7 protein-coding genes are annotated in these 6,062 nt (G+C 66.5%); all 7 read left to right on the top strand.

What is annotated here, in order from left to right; genetic code table 11:
- On the top strand, nucleotides 1-202 hold a 202-nt coding region (locus Q0480_RS04025), incomplete at its 5' end, for a hypothetical protein (RefSeq protein ID WP_299130995.1).
- Between the two features lie 74 nt (nucleotides 203-276).
- Nucleotides 277-1,146 carry a carbohydrate ABC transporter permease gene (locus tag Q0480_RS04020; protein ID WP_299130992.1) on the top strand — a complete coding sequence of 290 codons (870 nt, stop codon included), beginning with the start codon at nucleotides 277-279 and terminating at the stop codon, nucleotides 1,144-1,146.
- A 10-nt stretch (nucleotides 1,147-1,156) separates the two neighbouring features.
- The gene (locus Q0480_RS04015) at nucleotides 1,157-1,981 is read left to right on the top strand and encodes a carbohydrate ABC transporter permease (RefSeq protein WP_299130989.1); all 825 of its coding nucleotides are present in this window, start codon (nucleotides 1,157-1,159) and stop codon (nucleotides 1,979-1,981) included.
- A gap of 20 nt (nucleotides 1,982-2,001) precedes the next feature.
- The gene (locus Q0480_RS04010; protein ID WP_299130987.1) at nucleotides 2,002-3,006 is read left to right on the top strand and encodes an ABC transporter ATP-binding protein; all 1,005 of its coding nucleotides are present in this window, start codon (nucleotides 2,002-2,004) and stop codon (nucleotides 3,004-3,006) included.
- A 1-nt stretch (nucleotide 3,007) separates the two neighbouring features.
- Nucleotides 3,008-3,778 carry an L-iditol 2-dehydrogenase gene (locus tag Q0480_RS04005; RefSeq protein WP_299130985.1) on the top strand — a complete coding sequence of 257 codons (771 nt, stop codon included), beginning with the start codon at nucleotides 3,008-3,010 and terminating at the stop codon, nucleotides 3,776-3,778.
- A 122-nt stretch (nucleotides 3,779-3,900) separates the two neighbouring features.
- The gene (locus Q0480_RS04000) at nucleotides 3,901-5,394 is read left to right on the top strand and encodes a mannitol dehydrogenase family protein (protein ID WP_299130983.1); all 1,494 of its coding nucleotides are present in this window, start codon (nucleotides 3,901-3,903) and stop codon (nucleotides 5,392-5,394) included.
- Entirely contained in the window at nucleotides 5,391-6,062 is a 672-nt protein-coding gene (locus Q0480_RS03995) for an HAD family hydrolase (protein ID WP_299130981.1), read from the top strand. Before Q0480_RS04000 ends, Q0480_RS03995 begins: the two co-directional genes overlap by 4 nt.

The following is a 6,062-nucleotide window of genomic DNA, read 5'->3' as shown; positions in this document are numbered from 1 at the left end:
CTTCGCGTGTCTACTTCGCGTCGACGGCGACGGCCTTTTCGAGCACCAAGAACCCGTGTTTTTTGAACACGTCCCGGGCCCGATCCGCGGCGAGGAACTCCGCGAATCGTTCCGCTTCGGCTCGCGCCGGTCGGCCGTCGATGACGCGCTCGCCCAGGCCCAGTCGGCGACCGAGCGCGAAATGCGCCGCGGCGGCTACTGAGGATCGTCTCTCCCCAGATCTGACCGCCCGGCTTTCCCCGGGCGGTCCCTTCCCGTCGCGCGAGGAGTCCAGCCATGGCCACCCGTCAGACCGCGACCATCGCCCGCTTCATGCGGCTGCCCGCGATCGTCCTGTTGTTCATCTGGATGATCGTGCCGCTGGCGATGACGGTCTATTTCTCGTTCCGCTACTACAACCTGCTCAACCCCGCCGCCGGCGGTTGGGCCGGATTCGAGAATTACACCTATTTCCTCACCGATCCGGCCTTCTTCCAGGCGATCCGGAACACGCTCGCCATCGTGCTCGGCGTGCTCGCCATCACCGTCGTCCTCGGCACCGGCGTCGCACTGCTGATCGACCAGCCGATCTTCGGCCAGGGCATCGTGCGCATCCTGGTGATCTCGCCTTTCTTCGTCATGCCCCCCGTGGCGGCGCTGATCTGGAAGAACATGATCCTGCATCCGGGCTATGGTGTCTTCGCCGACATCGCCAAGTTCTTCGGCGGAACGCCGGTCGACTGGTTCGCGACCTACCCGCTCCTCTCGATCATCGTCATCGTCGCCTGGCAATGGCTGCCCTTCGCCACGCTGATCTTCCTTACCTCGCTGCAATCGCTCGACAGCGAGCAGAAGGAGGCGGCCGAGATGGACGGCGCCGGCTTCCTCAGCCGCTTCTGGCACCTGACGCTGCCGCACATGGCCCGCGCCATCACCATCGTCATCCTGATCCAGACGATCTTCCTGCTCGGGGTCTACGCGGAGATCCTTGTCACGACCAACGGCGGCCCGGGCTATGCCTCGACCAACCTGCCGTTCCTGATCTACCGCGCCGCGCTCCTCAACCAGGACGTCGGCGGAGCGGCCGCGGGCGGCGTCGTCGCCGTCATCCTCGCCAATATCGTCGCGGTCTTCCTGATGCGCGCCGTCGGCAAGAACCTGGATTGAGGAGGCACCCATGGCCCGCGCCGTCCCCACCCGCACCCGTGTCGGCTATACCATCGCCGCCTGGGTCGTCGCTCTCGTGATCTTCTTTCCCATCCTCTACACGATCATCACCAGCCTCAAGACGGAGCCCGAGGCGATCGCCGGCTTCAACCTGATCCCGTCCTTCACGCTGGAGAGCTATTTCGCGGTCCAGAACCAGCAGAACTACCTGAAGCCGTTCATGAATTCGGTGATCCTCGCCGTCGGTTCCACCATTCTCGCCCTCGTCGTCGCGATCCCCTGCGCCTGGGCCATGGCCTTCTCGCCGACCAAGCGCACCAAGGACGTTCTGATGTGGATGCTCTCCACCAAGATGATGCCGGCGGCGGCGGTCCTCGTGCCGATCTATCTCATCTTCCTCCGCGCCGGGCTGATGGACAGCCGGATCGGGCTTACCCTTCTGCTGATGCTCATCAACCTGCCGATCGTCGTCTGGATGCTCTACACCTATTTCCGCGAGATCCCGGGCGAGATCCTCGAGGCGGCGCGGATGGATGGCGCCAGCCTCTGGGGCGAGATCTGGCACATCCTGACGCCGATGGCGGTGCCCGGCATCGCCTCCACCCTGCTCCTCAACATCATCCTCGCCTGGAACGAGGCCTTTTGGACGATCCGGCTGACCACGACGAACGCGGCACCGCTGACCGCTTTCATCGCCAGCTTCTCGTCGCCGCAAGGCCTGTTCTGGGCCAAGCTGTCGGCGGCCTCGGTCATGGCCATCGCACCGATCCTCATCATGGGCTGGTTCAGCCAGAAGCAACTCGTCCGCGGCCTGACCTTCGGCGCCGTGAAATAGGAACCCCGGAGGAAACGAAAATGGGCACCTTCCAGCTGCGCAACGTCCACAAGGCCTTCGGCGCGACCAACATCATCCCGAACCTCGACCTCGACATCGAGGACGGCGAGTTCGTGGTCTTCGTCGGCCCCTCGGGCTGCGGCAAGTCCACGCTGCTCCGCCTCATCGCCGGCCTCGAGGACACGACCTCCGGCAAGATCATGATCGATGGCCGGGATGTGACGAACGAGGCCCCGGCCAAGCGCAAGCTCGCCATGGTCTTCCAGTCCTATGCGCTCTATCCGCACATGACCGTCGGCAAGAACATCGCCTTCCCGCTCAAGATGGCGGGCGAGGACCAGGCCTCGATCGACAAGAAGGTGGCGAACGCCGCCCGCATCCTCAACCTGACCAACTATCTCGAGCGCCGCCCGGGCCAGCTCTCCGGCGGCCAGCGCCAGCGCGTGGCGATCGGCCGCGCCATCGTCCGCCAGCCCTCGGCGTTCCTCTTCGACGAGCCGCTTTCGAACCTCGACGCCGCCCTGCGCGGTACCATGCGGCTGGAAATCTCCGAACTGCACCAGCAGCTTGGCAAGACGATGATCTACGTCACCCATGATCAGGTCGAGGCGATGACCATGGCCGACAAGATCGTCGTGCTGCAGGCCGGCAACGTCGAACAGGTCGGCTCGCCGCTCGACCTCTACCGCGCGCCGAAGAACCGCTTCGTCGCCGGCTTCATCGGCAGTCCGACGATGAACTTCATCGAAGGTCCGGAGGCGGCGAAGCACGGCGCCCATGCGATCGGTGTCCGGCCGGAACATTTTCTCACCTCGACCACCCCGGTCGAAGGCGCCTGGAAGGGTCAGGTCGGCGTCGCCGAGCATCTCGGGGCGGACACCTTCATTCATGTCAACGCCGGCGATCTCGGCACCATCAATGTCCGTGCCTCCGGCGACGTTCCGGTCGGCCATGGCGATACCGTCTGGCTGACACCGAAGCCCGACCGGATCCATCGCTTTGGCCCCGACGGCCTGGCGCTCTGACATGCGGCTCTCAGGCAAGTCCGCGCTCATCACCGGCGCCGCCCGCGGGATCGGCGCCACCTTCGCCAAGGCCTACGCCGGCGAAGGTGCGCGGGTCGCGATCGGCGACATAGACATCGCCCGCGCCGAGGAAACCGCCGCGTCGATCGGCGATCTCGCCTATGCCGTGCGGCTCGACGTCACCGACCAGGGCTCGATCGACTCGGCGATCGCCGAGGTGGCGGAAAAGGCCGGCGGACTCGACATCCTCGTCAACAACGCGGCGGTCTTCGACGCCGCGCCGATCGTCGATATCACCCGCGACAGCTACGACCGGCTCTATCGGATCAACGTCGCCGGCACGCTGTTCACGCTTCAGGCGGCCGCGCGCCAGATGATCAAGCAGGGACGCGGCGGCCGGATCATCAACATGGCGAGCCAGGCGGGCCGCCGGGGAGAGGCCCTGGTCGCGGTCTATTGCTCGACCAAGGCGGCGGTGATCAGCCTGACCCAGTCCGCCGGCCTCGACCTCGTCAAGCACCGGATCAATGTCAATGCCATCGCGCCCGGCGTCGTCGATGGCGAGCATTGGGACGGCGTCGATGCGCTCTTTGCCAAGTACGAGAACCGGCCGCTCGGCGAGAAGCGGCGCCTCGTCGGGGAGAGCGTACCCTATGGCCGCATGGGCACCGCCGAGGACCTCGTCGGCATGGCGATCTTCCTCGCCAGCGCGGAGGCCGAATATGTCGTCGCCCAGACCTACAATGTCGATGGCGGTCAGTGGATGAGCTGATGGCACCGCGTCACGCCACCGCTCCGAAGATCCGGGGCGAGGGTCGCGCGACCGGCCTTCGCCCTTCGTTGCCCGCCGTCCTCCCCCGCCAAGGCCGGCGGTGCCATTCGAGGAGATAGCCGATGCCAAACCACATCCTCGCCACGCCGCTCAGCCTCGCCAATCTCGGCAAGCTGCCGGAGCGGGTCGCCCGACCGACCTATGCGCGGGCTGATCTGTCGCCGGGGATCCTGCATTTCGGCATCGGCAATTTTCACCGCGCGCATCTGCAGGTCTATCTCGACCGGCTGATGAACGAGGGCAAGGCACGGGACTTCGCCATCCTCGGCGCCGGCGTAACGCCCCATGACACCAAGATGCGCGACGCGCTCGCCGGTCAGGACTGGCTCTCGACGGTGGTCGAGCAGTCGGCGGCGGTCTCGGCCGCGCGGGTCACCGGGGTGATGACCGACTTCCTGCCGCCGATGAACGGCCCGGCGATCATCCGGGCCCTGTCCGATCCGGCGATCAGGATCGTCTCGCTGACCGTGACCGAAGGCGGCTATTTCGTGAACCCGGCGCTCGGCAAGTTCGATCCGGACTCGCCGGCCATCGTCGCCGATGCGCGGAACCCCGACGATCCGAAGACCGTCTTCGGCCTGATCCTCGCCGGGTTGAAGGCGCGCAAGGCGGCCGGTGTCGCTCCGTTCACAGTCATGTCCTGCGACAATGTTCCGCACAACGGCAAGGTCTGCCGCGCCGCGGTGGCCGGCCTCGCCGAGGCGCAGGACAAGGGTTTCGCCGCCTGGGTCCACGACAGCGTCGCCTTCCCGAACGCGATGGTAGACCGGATCGCCCCCGCGACTTCGGACCGCGAACGCGCGATCACCCGCGACCAGTTCGGCATCGATGACGCCTGGCCGGTGTTCTGCGAGGACTTCCTGCAATGGGTGGTCGAGGACGATTTCTCCGCCGGCCGCCCCGCGTTCGAGGACGTCGGCGCCGAGTTCGTCAAGGACGTGACGCCCTGGGAGTTGATGAAGATCCGCATCCTGAATGGCGGCCACGCGATCATCGCCTATCCCTCCGGCCTCATGGACATCCATTTCGTCCAGGAGGGCATGGAGAACCCTCTCGTCCGCGCCTTCCTGCGAAAGGTCGAGCGCGAGGAGGTCATTCCGATCGTGCCGCCCGTCCCCGGCACCGACCTCGACGGCTATTTCCAGAAGGTCGAGGAACGCTGCCTCAATCCCAAGATCGGCGACACCATCCGCCGCCTCTGCCTCGACGGCTCCAACCGGCAGCCGAAATTCATCATTCCCTCGATCGCCGACCGGCTGGACCGCGGCCTCGATGTCACCGGCCTCGCGCTCGAAAGCGCGCTCTGGTGCCGTTATTGCTACGGCGTCACCGATTCCGGCGCGGTGATCGAGCCGAACGATCCGAACTGGGACCGGCTGACCGCGGCGGCGGGAATCGCGCGCGAGGATCCCGCCCACTGGCTCGGAATGCGCGATATCTATGGCACCACCGCCGACTCCGGCGCCTTTCGCGATCGTTTCGCCACCAGCCTGCGGGCGCTTTGGGCGGACGGAACAGAGGCGACGCTCCGACGGTATCTCGACGGCGGAATGTGAAACCGCCGCCCGACCTCGTCATCTTCGACTGCGACGGGGTGCTGGTCGATAGCGAACCCGTGTCCATGCGGATCCTGCTCGAAACCATCCGGAGCGCGGGGCTGAGCCTCGAGCCCGCTGTCGGATACGAGCTTTTCCTCGGCCGCAGCCTTGCGAGCGTCGGCCGGACGCTGAGCGAGGATTTCGGTATCACGCTCGACGCGGTGGCCCTCGCCGAGATGCGCCAGCGGCTCTACGCCGCCTTTCGCGAAGAACTTCGCCCGATGTCCGGAGTAGCCGACACGCTGGCGGCGCTTCGCGTTCCCTTCTGCGTCGCCTCGTCGTCGCAGCCGGAACGCGTCGAACTCAGCCTGCGGCTGACCGGGCTCTGGCGCTGGTTCGAGGGGCGGGCCTTCAGCGCCTCGATGGTCGCCCTGGGCAAGCCCGCGCCCGACCTTTTCCTGTTCGCCGCCGAGCGCATGGGCTACGATCCGATGGCCTGCCTTGTCGTCGAGGACAGCCCGGCCGGAGTAAGCGCGGCCCGCGCCGCCGGCATGCGGGCGGTGGGCTTCACCGGCGGTGGTCATGCCGGGCGCGCCGAGCTGGAAACACGCCTCGCGACGCTTGAACCGGACCGGCTGGTGAGCGACATGCGCGACCTGGTAGGTCTCGTGCACGGCAAGGACTGA

The sequence above is a fragment of the uncultured Amaricoccus sp. genome (genome assembly GCF_937891315.1).
Classification (GTDB): Bacteria; Pseudomonadota; Alphaproteobacteria; order Rhodobacterales; family Rhodobacteraceae; genus Amaricoccus.
The sequence above is the reverse complement of the archived record's forward strand: the minus strand, read 5'-3'. Positions and strand labels throughout refer to the sequence as shown.